The organism is Pseudomonas sp. GW822-FHT06B12, from assembly GCF_058799675.1.
On sequence record NZ_JBXALR010000011.1, the window covers coordinates 36,418 to 53,112 of the forward strand.

Sequence of the window (16,695 nt, forward strand, 5' to 3'; positions counted from 1 at the left end):
AGACTTCCCCCCTACAAAGTCAGAGCATGGAAAACAGAGAGAGGTGTTAACCTCTCTCTGTTGTATTGACCAACATTGATTAGAGTGTTGGTGTCCCTTCGCAATACAGGCTACCGGCTAACAGCCTAACTTCACGCACGAACATCTCTGACTGAACGGGCTGGCCATTAATCTCCACCCTGTACCAGATTTTTATAGCACCATTTAATCGCCCAGAATCCTGGGGCGGTTGAATGGGTTTAATCTTGGTCACATAGGGCTTGATATTGACCATAAACCCATTCCCTACTTCACTACCGGTGACCGTATAAGACTCTGAGAACCCGGTGCCATTGATGGGTTCGACGCCAAGACGATCGTACGTACCGACTGAGTGCACCACAACAACGGAGCCCTTCGGCATATAGGTGACATCAAGAGGAACGGTCACCGTTAATTGAAGGTCTGTACCTGTACCGGTAAGACTGCGGCAGTTAATGATCTCCTTTCTGACACCATTTTCAATAATTGGATAAGTGGGTGCCGATGGAGACGCAAATACGGCTACTGCATCAACGGTCACCACCGTTCTTTCCGAGCGAAACACATTCTTGCTTCCATCCGCTTGAATAGTCCAAAAGGCATTGTGATTGCCAGTACCTAGCCGATCAATAACAGACGAAGGTATTTCGTATGTAAGCTCCGTCTCAATACCGGTCAAAGCCAACTCGTAGATCAGCTCCCCACCATACCAGAGCCGAGCAGTCTCACTACCTAGAATCACCCAGGGGTCACCAGGATTATTCATCGGCGTCCGGATATTGACCGGACTTCCACGGTCCGCGCGCGTTATATGATTCAGTGTCCCGGAAACCCCTCGAAGTTCGACATTGACCATCTGCGGGTTTATCAAGTCCGGTAGGTTCGGGCTTTTTGGGCCGGCCTCCATAAAGTCAATATCAAACGTTAGCATGGGGGACTGAAGCGGCAATTCTCCATCTCGTTTGAATTGATAGGACAGGTGTGCCTCATACAGTGTGTCACGATCAATAGGCAATTGCCTGATGACCAAGTAACTGAGTGGGAACACCAAGGGGCCTGCCCCCTCACCCACTGCCTGTTCTGCCACTGCAATATTATCAAGGTACAACAAGACCCGGTCCGTTGGGAGTGAGTGTTCTGGACGAGGAACATAGCATCTCGGTGTTGGCTGAACCTTTTCCAGATCAAGCAGCCCATCGTCACCCAGAACCGGCAACTTGGGCGCCTCCAGCACTGGCTCAGGTCGAAGTTTCACATCCAGGTAAGTGTGCAGCGAAACCTTGCTGGCATTACCTACACTATCGGCAATAGAGTAAGCCGCATAAAGAGTGCGGTCTGCACCCAGATATTCTTTAAAGCTTTCAACCGGGATATTTACCAGCCCAGTTTCATTCAAATACCCGGAAAACACTTCATTGGGGAGCGGAGAATCGGCGCCCGGCACAGTGTCGGAAATAGAAACTCTGACAAAGTCACTCATCAGATAAAAAGAGTAGCCAGTGTCTACTTCAAGCTCCAAGTGTGAATTATCTTCCAACCATCGTTCATCGATGACCTGGTCAGGTGGCACATTTAGAAAGACAGGCCTCACGGGCCGAATGTAGCCACCGTTATATTTACTTTGGTAAGGGGCATGGCGGTCGACCCTAATGTCGAGTTCTTTTGTGGGAGTATCGTTACCGGTATTCCCAGCAGTGACTATCAACCTCACTCTATAGTGAGTTGAGGCATTAATCACATCATTATCAAGCAGTTCAGCACTCGGCAGAGCAACATATTGAGGGTACCCGTCTGCGGTCGCCGGCAAATTCTGTTGAGGCCCTTCATACACAATGAATGGAAATGGCTTTCTCGGGTCAATCAACTGCAATACCGCAGTATCACCCTCATGATATTCGTTCAACGCCACCAACTTAACCACTACGTCCGCCTGATCCAGAAGTACTTTAGGCAGCAGTCCATTTTCGATCAGCCCATCAATCACTGGAGCCGGGTGCGGCTCCGCTGCATCTGGGAATGGGCGGTGAAGATTCGGTGTTGCCTTTTCTTTAGCGGTCATTTCATGTTCTCCATCACAATTGAATTGATGCACGTCCGAACAGGACTTACTGGCAATCGTTCTTCAATAACAGGAAGTGACCCGTTAGCCCCTGCAAGAAATTAAACACCTGATCCCCGACACCGGCTACTGTCAGATCTGACAGGTCTTACGACCGCCGGTCGGTTTGCGGCTTCACCAGGGTTTGTGACCGCACAAAAAAAACTCCATAAAAAAAGCCGCACCTCTGTCGAAACGCGGCTCTCTAAAAGTTAATCGCCCGTTACCACTTGAATTGCACACCCACCGTCCCGTCAATCGGCATCTCGATGTTATTGCCGTTCATATACCCGACCTCGGCGTGTGCACTCCAGCGATCCGTCAGTTTCATGGCAACCCCCGTTGCCACTTCAAAGCGCGACCCGGAAAGGTCATGGTTGAACGCAGTGTCGTTGACCTTGTACTCATTGCTTTTGGAAAACTCATGGGCGAATGCGGCACGGACATAAGGCTGCAGCGTGCCACCGTTGGCCATCGGCATGTCACGACCTGCGGTCATCCCAGCCTTGCCCACGAATGACCAGGTCCGGTCGCCCTTGGCCTGCATACCGTTGTCCAGGTCATAATCCTTGCCCTGAATGAACGCGGTCGACCACCGAGTGAAAGGCTCGATGAAATACCCATCGTCGAGTTTGATATTGCGACCGAACTCCACAGAGCCGCTCACACCGGTATTGCCATAATCACCCTTGGACTTCGTACCATCACTCATCGCAATGTCGGCCTTGTTCTCGAAGCGGTTGAGCTTGACGGTGCCATCGACGTAGTACCCGCTCACGTCATCCAGCCAGGTCAGGTAGCTGCCCAGGTAATAGCTGTCGACGGTACCGCTGGTGCCATGACTCAAAGCGAGGTCCGACTTGCTGTAGCCCGCCATCACCCCCAGCAACCATTGACCGTCGCCCAAAGGTGTATCTACACCCAGCGCGAAGCCCTGTTGCGTTTGCCGAAAGCTATTGCCTGAGTCTCCTTCGACGTTGTACTTGCTGCCAAAGGCCCGGCTCCAGGCCCCCGACTTGCCAGTGTTGAAGCGCACTTCCCCCATACGAGTGCGCAACAAGGCGTCTTCGCCTAACAACACGGTAAGCGGCGCACCAAACAACGCACTGACGACTTGAGTGGAAGGACTGACGCTACGCTTGGTCGGATCGAGGAACCAGTTTTTACCGGCCGCATCCTGACTCAGCCCATAGGAATACGTACCCAAGTCGACCGCGCCATCGGCATTGGCCAGCGAGAACCGGGCATCGCCGCCTTCTGTGTGCACCACGGTGATCGGCTGGCCACCGGCCGGATCGACACCGCTGCTGGTGATCAACAGTTGATGGTTGCCGCTAGCGATGCCGGTGACGTTCAGCACATCGGTCTGGCCCGTGGTGAAGTGGGTGCCCATAATAAACAGGCCGTTGCCCGACAGGTTGGTTACGTCCAGTTGATAGTAAGCATCCTCGGCACCAAACCGGACGGTGCCGCCGTCCATGGCCAGGTTGCCGACTTGACTGTTGCCGGTCAGGTTCCATTCGGATTGATGATCGATGCCCACCGCAGCGACGTTTTCCATGCGCCCGCTCAGCAGAGAACCTTGCTGCAACTGAACATTAGCGGTGCTGCCCGCCTCGGCGATCACATCACCAGTCAGCGAGCCTTGCTTGAAGTTCAGGTTGGCGGTGCTGTTACCGGCCACCTGGACATTGCCGTTCAGTGCGCTCCCACCAACATTCAAGTTGACCGAAGCGGCTCCCGTCACTTCAAGAACGGTGCCGTTACCGCCCTTGAGAGTGGAACCGTTGAGAACATCAATCTGCGTCGCCGCACTGTCCTTGCCGGCGTAATCGACAAGAATCGCCGAACCCGATCCACCGATCACGCTCGAGTTGTCCAGAATCAATGTGCCCGGTTGAGCAACAGAGGTATCAACCATCAGGCTCACGCCATTCTGGCCACCGATGATGCGGCTGCCATTGCTGGCAGTCACACTGCCATTGGTCAGCTTAAGCCCGTAACTGGCGGTGCCGGTACCTTCAAGCGTGGAATTCGAAAGCGCCAGAGTACTAAGGCTGGTGACCCACGCCCCGCCCGTCACGCCAGTGATCGTGCTACCGGTCACCGTCGCTGTAGAACCGTTCGTGGTGGTCCCGTCACGGGCGATGCGCATCCCCAAACGGTTACTGTTGATGGTGCTGTCAGTAATATTCGCGACGCTGCCGACCAGCGCGATGCCGTTCTGGTTGTCAGCAGCGTTGACGGTCGTCTTCACCAGATTGACCGTCGAGCCCTGGGAGGCTGAAATCTGTTGCGTCGTGCCCAAATTGACATTGAGCGTCGACTGTTGCACTGCGGATATACCAAAAGTCGACATACCGTCGACCGTTAAAACTGCACCGTTGTACAGTTGCCAGTCCTGGGTCACCCCCGGTGCGCTGATCGTAAGGCTGGTGCCGTCCAGGCGCTGGGCACTGGCATAGGGCGCGATCATCGACATAAGGGCCAGTGATGATAAATTGAGCCCGACGACAATCGGGCTGAGGTTAAACCGTTGCGCTAACGACATAGTGAGGTGTCCAGATAGTGATCCCTCCCAGAAGGAACGATCCAGTAATTCGACAAGGGAGCTCTCCTCCCGGAATGCGCGGGAGACTACGTGCGTAAACGAAGTGCGTATGTAGGACTTTTCATCAGTTCAAGCGGACTTTTCGCTCTACAGAGTCAGAGCATAAAAAGCAGAGAGAGGTGTTCGCCTCTCCCTGCTGACTCGAGCATTATTAATTAGAGTGTTTGTATCTCTTCACAATACAGGCCACCAGCCAACAGCCTTACTTCACGCATAAATTCATCTGACTTGGTTGGCTCACCCTTAACCTGCACCACATACCAAATTTTTATAGCGCCATTGAGTAGTCCAGACTCCTGGGTTGGCTGAATGGGTTTGATTTTAGTTAAATAGGGTTTAATGTTCACCTTAAACTCACCCGCCGCCACTTCAGCGACAGTGATTCTGTGAGGCTCAGAGAACTCGGTACCCGCGATAGGTTGGAAACCAAGTCGATCAGACGTACCGATTGAATGCACTACAACAGTGGAGTTCTCCGGCATATAGTTGGTGTCGATAGGCACCGTCACTACCAGTTGACGATCTGGACCAACAACCGTGAGGCTCTTGCAATTAACAACCTCTATTCTGTTGCCATTGTCAGTGATCGTGGAGGTCGGTGCCGACGGAGCGAAAAAATTGACAATCGCTGCATCAACGGTTACTTCAGTTTTTTCCGAGAGCCAGGTGTTGGAACTCAGATCGCCCTGAATAGTCCACCAGGCATACTTTTTACCAGTACTATGCCGATCAATAACAGCCTTAGATATCTCGAATGTAAGGATTTCCTGCTCCCCTTGCAACCCCTCCGAGAAAACCACTTCACCGTCGTATATTAACTCAGCATACTCGCTACCTTGAGGTTTCCACTCGACGGTGGCCGACATCGGTGTCTGAATAGTGACCGGACCTTCACGGTCCCCGCCCGTAATATGATTCAACGTTCCAGATTCCCCTGTAACCCCAACGTTCACCATCTTCGGATTGGTCAAGCTCGGTAGATCGGGGTTATTCGGGCCGGCCTCAGTGAGATCAAGAGTAAAGGCTGTTGACGGCGAAGGAATCGGGGTCTCGATCCCTCGTTTCAGCTCATAAAGCACCTCTGTGGAAATCGTTGTCTCGCGATCGATAGGCAGTGATTTAAGATCCAGATAACGAAGTTCGAACCGAAGCAGGTTACCCGTACCCACTGGGAGCTCTGCCACGTCAATAGTAGTAACAACACCCGCAATAGTGCTACGTATCTGGAGCAGAATATGGTCTGAGCCGAGCCAGTGCTTACCGCGATCTACATAGGTATAGATCTTTGATTCAAGTGTTTTGAAATCAAGCGTCCCCCCTTCATTCACGATCGGGATTCTGGGCTTTTTGAATTCGGGCTTAGGACGTAGAAGCACGTTAAGGATGGTATTAAATGAAACTTTACTGACGTTTTTTACAACATCCTCAAGCGTGTAGCTCACATAAATTGGCCCATCATTTTTCACTTCGCTTTCAAAGTCTTTAACCGGAATATCAACAAACCCAGTGGCGACTAGATCTCCAGAAAAAACCCTATTCGGAAGCGGGTCATCTGCCCCTGGCTCAGTAGTAGAGATGGAGATATGAATCCGATCACTGGGCGAATAAAATTTGTAACCCGCTTCAACTTCCAACCTCAGGTGCGTATTGTCTGCCAGCCACTGCTCGTCAATGCTGCCCGAAACATTTAAAACTTCAACCCTATCAGGCCGAAGGTAACTGCCATCCTGCTTGCTTTGGTAAGGTGCGTAACGGTCGACGCCAATATCAAGTGCATGTGAGGGAATATCGTTACCGGTATCTCCCTGGGTGACGATTAATTTCACCTGATAGCGAGTGGCAGCGTGAACTTTGTCACTGTCCTTCAACTCAAGACTCGGCAGAGGAAAGGATTGAGGGTATCCTTCTGCAGTGGCTGGCAAGTCTCGTGGATCCCCTTCATAAACAAGGGCTGGAGGTGACCTGCTTAGATCAAACAACCGTAATACAGCCGTATCACCTTCATGGTATTGATTCAATGCCTTCACTACGACTACTACGTTTGCTTGATCCAGAAGCGCTTTAGGCAGCAGTCCATCATCAATCAGCCCCACTATCTCTGGAGCCGGATGTGGTTCTTCTGCATTGGGTAAATTGAAAGAGCGGTGTTTGATACGAACTTCTTCAGCAAGTTTTTGCCGGGTCAGCGTCGATGTCAGTTTTTCGTTAGCAGTCATTTCGCGTTCTCCATCACAGTTGAATTGATGCACGTTCGAACAGGCGTTGCAGGGGAGCGTTCTTCAATAACAGGAAGTGACCTGTTATCCCTGCAAGAAATTAAACGCCCTATCCCCGATACCGGCTACTGTCAGATCTGACAGGTCTAACGACCGTCTGTCGGTTAAATGCGACTTTTCCCACAACTTCCTTCGCCGATGAGCTTGACGTTCACTTGCGTCTGGTGTTTTCTGAAACCGGTTTCAGCGCCAGCCACAACAACTCAAACAACAAGGCTTCACACCGTGACTACTTTTTCCGCCGCCCAGCGCGGCCGCGTCACCATGCTTGATGTCGCCGAACACGCCAGGGTCTCCAAGGCCAGCGTGTCGCGTTTTATTGGTGAAGACCGGGCCTTGCTGTCGGATGCCACTGCCAAGCGCATCGAGCAAGCGATCAGCGAACTGGGCTATCGCCCGAACCAGATGGCTCGCGGTTTGAAGCGTGGGCGTACCCGCCTGATCGGCATGCTGGTAGCCGATATCCGTAACCCGTATTCGATTGCCGTGATGCATGGCGTGGAAACCGCTTGCCGTCAGCACGGCTACAGCCTGGTGGTGTGCAACACCGACCGTGACGATGAGCAGGAGCGTCAGCATCTGGCGGCGCTGCGCTCGTACAACATCGAAGGCTTGATCGTGAACACCCTCGGTCATCACCTTGATGAGCTGCGCGAGTTGCACCGTGAACTGCCGATGGTGCTGGTGGATCGCAAAGTCGATTTGCTTGATAGCGACCTGGTCGGGCTGGACAACCCGGCAGCGGTTGAGATGGCCCTTGCCCACCTTGAAGAACGCGGCTATCGCGACATTGTGTTGCTCAGCGAACCGTTTGACGGCACTAGCTCGCGGATTGAGCGGGTCAACAGCTTCAAGGCTCAAATCGATCAGCGCGCTCTACTGAGCGGTGCGGTGGTCGAAATCGGCAGCGACCTGAACACACGCCTGAAATCCTTCCTGACGACACCCGGCTCCGGTCCGAAAGCACTGTTTTGTGCCAACGGTATTGCCGCGTTGGCCGGCACCCGCGCCTTGCGCGAATTGGGCTGCACGCTGTTTGCAGACATCGGCTTGATCGCCCTGGATGACCTCGACTGGTACCCGCTGGTGGGCAGCGGTATTACCGCCCTCGCCCAGCCAACGGCGGAGATTGGCGCGAGCGCGTTCGAGTGTTTGCTCAAGCGCTTGCGGGGCGATGACGGGCCGGCGCGAAAACTGGATTTTGCGGCGCGGTTGATTGAGCGTGGGTCGACACGGCGGAAGTTGGTGTGATGCTTCTGACGCCATCGCGAGCAAGCTCGCTCCCACAGGGATTGTCTAAACAACATAGATCCAATGTGGGAGCGAGCTTGCTCGCGATGAGGCCCTCAAGATCACCGCAAAAATCAACGATTTGACTATTTTTTTGAACAAAAATGAAACCGGTTTCAGAGGTGCAAAACAATGAATAAATCACCCGTTTCCATCAGTCTCTCCAGCTACGGCGCCGATCTGGTTCGCCAGCGTGGGCAGTTGAGTTTTGTCGCATTGCTGGCCGCTGCCGGTGCTGATCGCATTGAACTGCGTGAAGAACTGCTTACCCATGAAGTCGCTGCCGACGTGGCGTCGGCGATCGAACACAGCGGCTTGGGCTGTGTGTATTCCTCGCCACTGGAACTGTGGCTGGCCGGTCAGTCGAAACCCAATCCGGAACTGGCAGACACCTTGAATCGAGCGCAGGCGTTTGGTGCCAGGTGGCTGAAAGTCTCGCTGGGTTACTTCACCGACACGAATGATCTGCCAGCGCTGGCCCGGTGTCTGGCCCAAAGCCCGGTACAGTTGCTGGTGGAAAACGACCAGACCCTGCACGGCGGGCGCATCGAGCCTTTCCAGCGGTTTTTCACTGCGGTTGAAGCGCATGCGCTGCCGGTGCAGATGACCTTCGATATCGGCAACTGGCAATGGCAGGACCAGTCCGCCGCCAGCGCCGCGCGCCTGCTCGGCCGGTATGTCGGCTATGTGCATTGCAAAGCGGTTCGCCGCCGCGCCGACGGCAAATGGATTGCCGTACCACCCTCGCCCGGTGATTTGCAGGAATGGGAACAGCAGTTGCAGTACATGCCCCAAGGGGTGATGCGGGCGGCGGAATATCCGTTGCAAGGCACAGACCTGGTGCAGTTGACCGCCGAGCATGTCGCCACTCTCGCCCGCCTCGGTCAGGCACGGCTGGAGAGCGCTCATGTCTGAGATCGATATCCTGTCGTTTGGCGAAACCATGGCGATGTTTGTCGCCGAACAGCGTGGTGATCTGGCCGACGTTGGGCAGTTCCACAAACGCATCGCCGGTGCCGACAGCAATGTCGCGATCGGCCTGTCGCGACTGGGGTTCAAGGTGTCCTGGCTGAGCCGGATCGGCGCTGATTCGCTGGGCCGATTCGTGGTCGAGACCCTGGAGCGGGAAGGCCTGGATTGTCGCTTCGTCGAGACCGACCCGGCGCACCCGACCGGTTTTCAGCTCAAGTCGCGTGCCGACGATGGCAGCGATCCTCGCGTCGAATACTTCCGTCGGGGTTCGGCAGCCAGTCTTCTGTCAGTGCAGTCGATCGTTCCAGAGCTGCTCGAAGCCCGGCATTTGCACGCCACCGGCATTGTGCCGGCGCTGTCCGAGTCTGCGCGCCAGATGTCCTTCGAGTTGATGACGCGCATGCGCGAGGCCGGTCGCAGTCTCTCGTTCGATCCCAACCTGCGCCCAACACTGTGGGCCAGCCAACAGCAGATGATCCGCGAAATCAATCGGCTCGCGGCGCTGGCCCATTGGGTGCTACCGGGGTTGAGTGAGGGGCGCTTGCTCACCGGCTTCGATGATCCGGCCGACATTGCAGCGTTTTATCTGGATCAGGGCGCTGAAGCGGTGGCGATCAAGCTAGGCCCCGACGGTGCCTATTACCGCACCCAACAGGATCAGGGGTTTGTACCCGGTGTACCGGTGACCAAGGTGGTGGACACGGTGGGCGCCGGCGATGGTTTTGCGGTCGGGATGATCAGCGCCCTGCTGGAGAACGTCAGCGTCCCCGACGCCGTGCGGCGGGCCAACTGGATCGGCAGCCGCGCGGTGCAGAGCCGTGGGGATATGGAGGGTTTGCCGACCCGGGCCGAGTTTGAGGCCGCCAATCGCGAGCAAGCTCGCTCCCACACTGGATCTGTTTCAGACACAAATTCTATGCCCGACGCCAATCAAATGTGGGAGCGAGCTTGCTCGCGATGAGGCCCTGACTGTCACCGCACTACCTGAACCCGAACCGTTACCTGTTGCGACAAAAACAACAAGCTCAGGAGCACTACCATGCAAACGCTGAACCTCGCCACCCGCCGCTGGTGGTACATCATGCCGATCGTGTTTATCACCTACAGCCTGGCGTACCTGGACCGCGCCAACTACGGTTTTGCCGCCGCCTCCGGAATGGCCGCCGACTTGATGATCACGCCGGGACTGTCCTCGCTGCTCGGCGCGCTGTTCTTCCTCGGGTACTTTTTCTTCCAGGTACCGGGGGCGATCTACGCGCAAAAGCACAGCGTCAAGAAGCTGATTTTCGTCAGCCTGATCCTCTGGGGTGGTCTGGCCACATTGACCGGGATTGTCTCCAACGCCTACATGCTGATCGCCATCCGCTTCCTGCTGGGGGTGGTTGAAGCTGCGGTGATGCCGGCGATGCTGGTTTACCTGTGCCACTGGTTCACCCGCGCCGAACGCTCGCGGGCCAACACCTTTCTGATCCTCGGCAACCCGGTGACCATGCTTTGGATGTCGGTGGTGTCGGGGTATCTGGTGCAGCATTTCAGCTGGCGCTGGATGTTCATCGTCGAAGGGTTGCCGGCGGTGCTCTGGGCGTTTATCTGGTGGCGTCTGGCCGATGATCGTCCCGCCGACGCCAAATGGCTGAGCAACCAGGAGAAGCAAGACCTGCAAAGCGCCCTGGCCGCCGAACAGGTCGGGATCAAAGCGGTGAAAAACTACACCGAAGCGTTCCGCTCACCCAAAGTGATCATCCTGGCCCTACAGTTTTTTTGCTGGAGCATCGGCGTTTACGGTTTTGTGCTGTGGCTGCCGTCGATCCTCAAACATGGCGCGCAGATGAACATGATCGAAGCCGGCTGGCTGTCGGCGCTGCCGTATCTGGCGGCGGTGATTGCAATGCTTGGGGTGTCCTGGGGCTCGGACCGGATTCAGCGGCGCAAACGTTTTGTCTGGCCGCCGCTGTTGATCGCCTCGATCGCGTTTTACGCCTCCTATGCCCTCGGCGCCGAACACTTCTGGTGGTCCTATGCGCTGCTGGTGATTGCCGGCGCCTGCATGTACGCCCCTTACGGGCCGTTCTTCGCCATCGTTCCGGAGATCCTGCCAGCCAACGTTGCCGGCGGTGCCATGGCGTTGATCAACAGCATGGGCGCCCTCGGTTCGTTCGGTGGCTCTTATCTGGTTGGCTACTTGAACAGTTCCACCGGCTCGCCTGGCGCCTCTTACCTGCTGATGAGCGCTGCCTTGATGCTCTCGGTGGTCCTGACGATTTTCCTCAAGCCCGGTGCCAGTGACCGGGCCCAGCCCACGCGTGCGCCAGCCCGGCCCGTCGCGGCACATTCCTGAATTGAACAAGAGACTGAACCGATGAAAAAGCAGGTCGTGCTGTACAAAAAACTGTCTGCGCCGCTTATGGCTCGCCTGCATGAACAAGCGCAGGTGACGCTGATCGACAACCTCAACGCCGAGGGTCTGAAGCTGTTACGCGAAGCGCTGCCCGGTGCCCACGGTCTTCTGGGCGCCAGTCTGAAACTGGACGCCGAACTGCTCGACCTGGCGCCACACTTGAAGGCCATTGCCAGTGTCTCGGTCGGCGTCGACAACTACGACATCGACTACCTGAACCGTCGACAGATCCTGCTCAGCAATACTCCGGATGTATTGACCGAAACCACCGCCGACACCGGTTTTGCGCTGATTCTGGCGACTGCCCGGCGCGTGGTTGAACTGGCCAACCTGGTGCGCGCCGGGCAATGGAGCCGCAACATCGGCCCGGCGCATTTCGGCAGCGATGTGCACGGCAAGACCCTGGGCATCATCGGCATGGGCCGCATCGGCGAGGCGCTGGCCCAACGTGGGCATTTCGGTTTCGGCATGCCGATTCTCTATCACAGCCACAGTGCAAAACCTGCGGTGGAGCAACGCTTCAACGCGCAGTACCGCAGCTTGTCGGACTTGCTACAGCAGGCAGATTTTGTCTGCCTGACGTTGCCGTTGACCGCCGAAACCGAAGGGCTGATCGGCGCTGAACAGTTTGCGCTGATGCGCCCGGAGAGCATTTTTATCAATATCTCCCGAGGCAAGGTGGTCGATGAAGCGGCGTTGATCGAAACGTTACGCCAAGGGCAGATTCGTGCGGCCGGGCTGGATGTCTTCGAGCGCGAGCCGCTGGCTTATGATTCGCCGTTGTTGCAGTTGAACAATGTGGTGGCGACCCCGCACATCGGCTCCGCGACCCACGAAACCCGCGAAGCCATGGCCCGCTGCGCCGTCGACAACCTGCTGGCGGCGCTGGCTGGTGAACGCCCGGCGAATCTGGTGAATGGCCAGGTGTGGAAAGCTTGATGGTTTTGGCGTTCGTTAGATAGCTATCGCGAGCAGGCTCGCTCCCACAGGGGATCTGTGTGTACATGCAATCCAGTGTGGGAGCGAGCCTGCTCGCGATGAGGCCATCAAATTCAGCACAAAGTTTCAGGCTGATCAGGCCCGGTGGGCTTTCAGCAACTGCGCTGCACAGCGCACGATCCGGCGGCAGGCTTCGGCCAGCCGCTGTTGATCCAGCACCAGACCAATGCGGATATGCCCCGCCGCACTGGGCCCGAAGGCTTCACCGGCGAGCACTGACACGGCATAGCCTTCCAGCAATTTTTCGGCGAACGCCTGCGCCCCCACACCGGTCTGGCGCACATCGACCATTACAAACATCCCGCCATCCGGAATGACCGGATTAATGCCCGGGCAATCGCTCAAGCGCGCACACACCAGATCACGCCGCGCACGGTACTCGTCGCGCATCAGCGCAAGCTCCGGCAAATCTGCCTCCAGTGCCACACACGCTGCGTTCTGCACAAAATCCGGAAGGCCAAAGAGCATGCACAACGACAAATTCTCCAGGTGTTCAGTCAAGAGTTTCGGACCGATCACCCAACCGATTCGCCAGCCGCTCATGGCATGGGACTTCGACAGACTGTTCACGGTCGCCGTGCGTTCGGCCATCCCCGGCAGGCTGGCCGGACTGATGTGCTCGCCTTCATACAACAGCTCGCTGTAGACCTCGTCGCTGATCAGCCACAGGTCATGCTTGATGCACAAACGCGCCAGGGCCTGCCAGATCGGCAGCGACAAACTTGCCCCGGAAGGATTGTTCGGACTGTTGAGCAGAATCGCGCGGGTTTTCGGGGTGATCCGTGCGGCGACGTCCGCCGGGTCGACGCGAAAACCGTTCTCCGGCCTTACCGCTATCGGCACCACCTTCGCCCCACAGGCGCCGAACACGCCTTCATACGTCACGTACATCGGCTCCGCGACCAGCACCTCGTCACCCGGGTCGAGCAGGCATTGCACCACCGAGTACACCGCACACTGCGCGCCCGGCAGTACCAGCACATGGTCGGCATCCACCCGCTGACCGCTGCGCCGGGTGTGACGACGGGCGATGCTGGTGCGCAGCGACCGCGTGCCGCGCACCTCCGAATAATGGGTATCGCCGGCCAGCAAGCTGTCGATGGCCGCCTGGACGATCGGCTTCGGCGTATCGAAGTCCGGGTCGCCGACCGACAGCAGCAACACATCGACGCCCTGCTCGCGCAATTCCAGCGCTCGGTAGTGAATCTGCCAGGCATCGGCTCCGTCGCCGGCGATTCGTTGGGTCAAGGCTGAATAGCGCATGTACTTCTCCTGTCGCGCGAACTCCACATTGAACCCTATCTCAAATCACGAAACGCGCCACCCTGGTCCACATTCTTCAACCGCCTCCCGGAAAGTCATTTATTTCAGTCGTAACGATTAAACCTTTCAGACTGCGACGAAAGCACTGGGCTGTATACCTGTCACACCTGACAGTATCCAAACCGGCGATATCCCTTAATTATCCGTCTTTCCTACTCTTGGAGAGTCAGAAATGGATACTCTTGATAAAGACACACTGACAGCGCCCGGTTCCTTGCACCTCCCCACCGCGCTGAAGAACTACCAATATCCGGAAGAGAATCTGCTGCCAGCGCCCGCGCTCCATAGCGACCTGCCAATGATAATTGACCCCCTTTGGCCCGACCATGCTCAGCCCGGACAGCAGGATCTATTGGAAGTCTGGTACGCCGAGCCAGGCGGTCAGAGTGAAAAGGTGCGGGAATATGTCGTCGATGGTCGGCCATCGCCATCGCCACCCCTTACGCTTTATCTTCCACACTCGTACTTGCAGATCGATGGCGTGGGCTCGATCACCTACAAAGTGCGGCGACATGACGGCTGCTTGTATGAGTCCATCAGCACACCGATTACAGTGGATAGACGTACACCACTGGGAGGCACGACCGGGAAAGAAACCATCTTTGATCCCGAGTTGAGCAATGGAGAAGGCGTTACCCCGGCCTACCTGAAGCAACACCACGACGTGGTGACGTTCACCATTCCAACATTTGAGGAACAAAGAGCAGGTGACCGGGTAGGCCTGTGTATTGGTGGGGTGAATGAGCCACATTTTGCCCATACGGTCATCCAGCAGAGCGGACGGGACACGGTGATGGTTGTACCGGGTGATTTCTTTCGCGGCATACGCGATGGCACCCATATGTGCTATTACAGGCTCAGCAGTCGTGCTGGTCTGGAAGGTGTGAACTCCATGCTCAAGTTCATTCGAATTTTCGTTGGCCCTAAAAGCGAACTTTGATTACCTGTCAGGCCTACCGTACTTCCCTGCTTATTGTTGGGTGAAGTACGGGCGACCTAAGGCTCAAATCACGAAACGCGCCACCATGGCATTCAAATCTACCGCCAGACGCGACAGTTCATGGCTGGCGGCGCTGGTCTGGTTGGCACCGGCGGCCGATTGAGTGGCCAGATCGCGGATGTTCACCAGGTTGCGGTCCACTTCGCGCGACACCTGCGCCTGTTCTTCCGAGGCGCTGGCGATCACCAGGTTGCGCTCGTTGATCTGGTGGATCGACTGAGTGATCTGCTCCAACGCCACGCCCGCGGCACGGGCCAGCTCCAGCGTAGTGTGGGTGCGCTGGTTGCTTTGCTGCATGGAATCGACCGCTTCGCCGGTGCCGTTTTGAATACCGGCAACCATTTTTTCGATTTCCTGGGTCGATTGCGCGGTGCGATGCGCCAGGGCGCGGACCTCGTCCGCCACCACCGCAAATCCGCGCCCGGCTTCACCGGCACGCGCTGCTTCGATGGCGGCGTTGAGCGCCAGCAGGTTGGTTTGCTCGGCAATCGCCCGAATCACGTCCAGCACCTTGCCGATATCACGGCCCTGAGTGGCCAGGCCTTCGATCATCAGCGAGGTGTTTTGTACGTCATGGGTCATCGTCTGAATGGCGTTGACCGTTTCCACCACACGGTCGCGACCTTCACGAGCGGCCTGGGTCGATTGATTCGACGCTTCGGAGGTGGACACCGCGTTGCGCGCAACCTCTTCCACGGCGGCGGTCATTTCGTTAACGGCGGTCGCGGCCTGTTCGATTTCGTTGTTTTGCTGTTGCAGACCGCGCGATGCTTCTTCGGTCACGGCGCTGAGCTCTTCTGCGGCGGCACCCAGCTGATTCGCGGAACCGGCGATCTGCTCGATGGTTTTGCGCAAGTTGGCCTGCATGGTCGACAAGGCGCCGAGCAAACGTGCCGGTTCGTCCTTGCCATCGACTTCGATGGGTTTGGTCAGATTACCGCCAGCGATGGATTCCGCAGCGGCGACAGCACGGTTCAGCGGTGTGACGATGCTGCGGGTCAGCAGCCAGGCCAGCAACACCGTCACCAGAGCGGCGATCACCGAAACCGCGATGATGCCATTGGTGGCATAGGAGTACTGGTCGCCGGCTACCGCATCGGCTTCGGTTGCGCCTGCCTGGTTAATCGCGATCAGCTTGTTCAACTGCTCACCCATCAAATCGGTACCTTCCTTGATACGCGTATTGATCAGGTTGCGCATGTCATCGACTTTGTTCTGCCGCGACAGCTCCATCATCTGGTTTTGCGCTTGCAGATAACTGTCCAGGGTGGCGGCAAAGGTTTTGTACAGCGCCGCCTCTTCCGGACCGGCTGGCAGGGCTGCATAGCTCTTTTGCGCTTGCCTGGCCTTTTCAGTGAGTGCGCTGACACGGGTTTCAGCGTCTTGCAACCCGGCTGCGTCGCGGTTTACCAGCACACGGAACGACAGAATGCGCAAGCGCAGGACGCTCTCCGTGATATTCCCAAGGAAGGCTACGCTGGGTAACTGATTGCTTTCCATGTCGATGGAGGCCTGGCGGATGATCGACATGCGGTTCACGGCAAATACGCCGAGCACGATCACCAGCAACGCAATGAAAGCAAAACCCAGGAAAGCTCGAGGCGCGATATTCATGTTTCGCAAGGACATAGGATGAGTCTCGGAGTAGTGATGTCTTCGAGCATCCATGCAGTGAACGCTGGCAAGCAGGAGATCGCTCCCGGCGTG

Annotated in this window: 11 protein-coding genes and 1 pseudogene; 6 read left to right on the forward strand and 6 right to left on the reverse strand. The window is 56.5% G+C overall.

Annotated features, from left to right (window positions below):
• Positions 1 to 79: 79 nt before the first annotated feature.
• The 3 genes from AC1RKH_RS22120 to AC1RKH_RS22130 all read right to left on the reverse strand — a co-directional run bounded on the left by AC1RKH_RS22120 (position 80) and on the right by AC1RKH_RS22130 (position 6,946).
• A complete protein-coding gene (locus AC1RKH_RS22120; RefSeq protein WP_493064528.1) occupies positions 80 to 2,080 on the reverse strand; it encodes a hypothetical protein in 2,001 nt (666 codons plus the stop codon).
• A 262-nt stretch (positions 2,081 to 2,342) separates the two neighbouring features.
• On the reverse strand, positions 2,343 to 4,670 hold the full coding sequence (locus AC1RKH_RS22125) for an autotransporter outer membrane beta-barrel domain-containing protein (RefSeq protein ID WP_493064529.1): 2,328 nt from the start codon (positions 4,668 to 4,670) through the stop codon (positions 2,343 to 2,345).
• A gap of 215 nt (positions 4,671 to 4,885) precedes the next feature.
• On the reverse strand, positions 4,886 to 6,946 hold the full coding sequence (locus AC1RKH_RS22130) for a hypothetical protein (protein ID WP_493064530.1): 2,061 nt from the start codon (positions 6,944 to 6,946) through the stop codon (positions 4,886 to 4,888).
• 285 nt (positions 6,947 to 7,231) lie between these two features.
• Here AC1RKH_RS22130 and AC1RKH_RS22135 point away from each other — a divergent pair, with 285 nt between their 5' ends.
• The 5 genes from AC1RKH_RS22135 to AC1RKH_RS22155 all read left to right on the forward strand — a co-directional run bounded on the left by AC1RKH_RS22135 (position 7,232) and on the right by AC1RKH_RS22155 (position 12,605).
• Complete coding sequence (locus tag AC1RKH_RS22135; protein ID WP_493064531.1) at positions 7,232 to 8,257, forward strand: LacI family DNA-binding transcriptional regulator; 1,026 nt, start codon at positions 7,232 to 7,234, stop codon at positions 8,255 to 8,257.
• Between the two features lie 171 nt (positions 8,258 to 8,428).
• Positions 8,429 to 9,211: a sugar phosphate isomerase/epimerase family protein gene (locus tag AC1RKH_RS22140; RefSeq protein ID WP_493064532.1), complete on the forward strand. Its 783-nt coding sequence runs from the start codon at positions 8,429 to 8,431 to the stop codon at positions 9,209 to 9,211.
• Positions 9,204 to 10,229: a sugar kinase gene (locus tag AC1RKH_RS22145; RefSeq protein ID WP_493064533.1), complete on the forward strand. Its 1,026-nt coding sequence runs from the start codon at positions 9,204 to 9,206 to the stop codon at positions 10,227 to 10,229. Before AC1RKH_RS22140 ends, AC1RKH_RS22145 begins: the two co-directional genes overlap by 8 nt.
• 78 nt (positions 10,230 to 10,307) lie before the next feature.
• Complete coding sequence (locus tag AC1RKH_RS22150; RefSeq protein ID WP_493064534.1) at positions 10,308 to 11,606, forward strand: MFS transporter; 1,299 nt, start codon at positions 10,308 to 10,310, stop codon at positions 11,604 to 11,606.
• 21 nt (positions 11,607 to 11,627) lie between these two features.
• Complete coding sequence (locus tag AC1RKH_RS22155; RefSeq protein WP_493064535.1) at positions 11,628 to 12,605, forward strand: 2-hydroxyacid dehydrogenase; 978 nt, start codon at positions 11,628 to 11,630, stop codon at positions 12,603 to 12,605.
• A 135-nt stretch (positions 12,606 to 12,740) separates the two neighbouring features.
• Here AC1RKH_RS22155 and AC1RKH_RS22160 read toward each other — a convergent pair whose 3' ends face one another.
• A complete protein-coding gene (locus tag AC1RKH_RS22160; RefSeq protein ID WP_493064536.1) occupies positions 12,741 to 13,928 on the reverse strand; it encodes a pyridoxal phosphate-dependent aminotransferase in 1,188 nt (395 codons plus the stop codon).
• 232 nt (positions 13,929 to 14,160) lie between these two features.
• Between AC1RKH_RS22160 and AC1RKH_RS22165 the strand changes: the two genes are divergently transcribed.
• Complete coding sequence (locus AC1RKH_RS22165) at positions 14,161 to 14,928, forward strand: hypothetical protein (RefSeq protein WP_493064537.1); 768 nt, start codon at positions 14,161 to 14,163, stop codon at positions 14,926 to 14,928.
• A gap of 63 nt (positions 14,929 to 14,991) precedes the next feature.
• On the opposite strand, the gene AC1RKH_RS22170 is transcribed toward AC1RKH_RS22165, so the two are convergent.
• On the reverse strand, positions 14,992 to 15,855 hold the full coding sequence (locus AC1RKH_RS22170; RefSeq protein ID WP_404942524.1) for a methyl-accepting chemotaxis protein: 864 nt from the start codon (positions 15,853 to 15,855) through the stop codon (positions 14,992 to 14,994).
• A pseudogene (locus tag AC1RKH_RS22175) lies at positions 15,850 to 16,656 on the reverse strand (MCP four helix bundle domain-containing protein); the annotation flags it as partial. The pseudogene AC1RKH_RS22175 and the gene AC1RKH_RS22170, both read right to left, overlap by 6 nt.
• Positions 16,657 to 16,695 lie beyond the last annotated feature (39 nt).

Excerpts from the sequence above, each read along its gene's own strand:
- AC1RKH_RS22120 (WP_493064528.1), bottom strand. The coding sequence starts at position 2,080 with ATGACCGCTAAAGAAAAGGCAACACCGAATCTTCACCGCCCATTCCCA.
- AC1RKH_RS22125 (WP_493064529.1), bottom strand. The coding sequence starts at position 4,670 with ATGTCGTTAGCGCAACGGTTTAACCTCAGCCCGATTGTCGTCGGGCTC.
- AC1RKH_RS22130 (WP_493064530.1), bottom strand. The coding sequence starts at position 6,946 with ATGACTGCTAACGAAAAACTGACATCGACGCTGACCCGGCAAAAACTT.
- AC1RKH_RS22140 (WP_493064532.1), top strand. The coding sequence starts at position 8,429 with ATGAATAAATCACCCGTTTCCATCAGTCTCTCCAGCTACGGCGCCGAT.
- AC1RKH_RS22145 (WP_493064533.1), top strand. The coding sequence starts at position 9,204 with ATGTCTGAGATCGATATCCTGTCGTTTGGCGAAACCATGGCGATGTTT.
- AC1RKH_RS22150 (WP_493064534.1), top strand. The coding sequence starts at position 10,308 with ATGCAAACGCTGAACCTCGCCACCCGCCGCTGGTGGTACATCATGCCG.
- AC1RKH_RS22155 (WP_493064535.1), top strand. The coding sequence starts at position 11,628 with ATGAAAAAGCAGGTCGTGCTGTACAAAAAACTGTCTGCGCCGCTTATG.
- AC1RKH_RS22160 (WP_493064536.1), bottom strand. The coding sequence starts at position 13,928 with ATGCGCTATTCAGCCTTGACCCAACGAATCGCCGGCGACGGAGCCGAT.
- AC1RKH_RS22165 (WP_493064537.1), top strand. The coding sequence starts at position 14,161 with ATGGATACTCTTGATAAAGACACACTGACAGCGCCCGGTTCCTTGCAC.
- AC1RKH_RS22170 (WP_404942524.1), bottom strand. The coding sequence starts at position 15,855 with ATGCAGGCCAACTTGCGCAAAACCATCGAGCAGATCGCCGGTTCCGCG.